The organism is Gilvimarinus gilvus (genome assembly GCF_030518155.1).
Lineage (GTDB): Bacteria > Pseudomonadota > Gammaproteobacteria > Pseudomonadales > Cellvibrionaceae > Gilvimarinus > Gilvimarinus gilvus.
In genome coordinates this window covers 1-412 of the sequence record NZ_JAULRU010000685.1, presented here as the reverse complement: position 1 = coordinate 412, position 412 = coordinate 1, and the positions used below count along the sequence as shown (strand labels likewise).

Below are 412 nucleotides of genomic sequence, written 5' to 3'. Positions count from 1 at the left end.
GTTCGCGTTCGCCACTGCGCTGCTGCAGGCTTTCGCCCACCCCCTGCAACACCGCCAGCGGGGTTTTCAGGCTGTGTGCCAGGTCGTCCAGCGAATCCCGGTAGCGCGTACGCTGCTCGCGTTCACTGCGCAGCAAACGGTTGAGCGAGCGGGTCAGGCGCAGCAGCTCGCGGGGGTGCTCGCCGCTCAGGCCATCGCGCGCCCCTGCTTCCACCTCATCCAGTTCGTGGCTGAGCCGGCGCAGCGAGCGCAAGCCCCAGGTCAAGCCGGCCCACAGCAACACCAGCAGCGCCAGCAAGGCGGCGCCGAAGCCCAGGTAGAGCTTTTCGCGCAGGCCGTCGAGGGTGGCCTTGTACTCGCTCACCGGCTGCAGGGCGACAATGCTGTAGGCTGCGCTCTGGCCACCCAGCAG

At 68.7% G+C, this 412-nt stretch carries 1 pseudogene; it reads right to left on the bottom strand.

Annotated elements, in window-relative coordinates:
* A pseudogene (locus tag QWI17_RS16880) lies at positions 1–412 on the bottom strand (hypothetical protein); the annotation flags it as partial.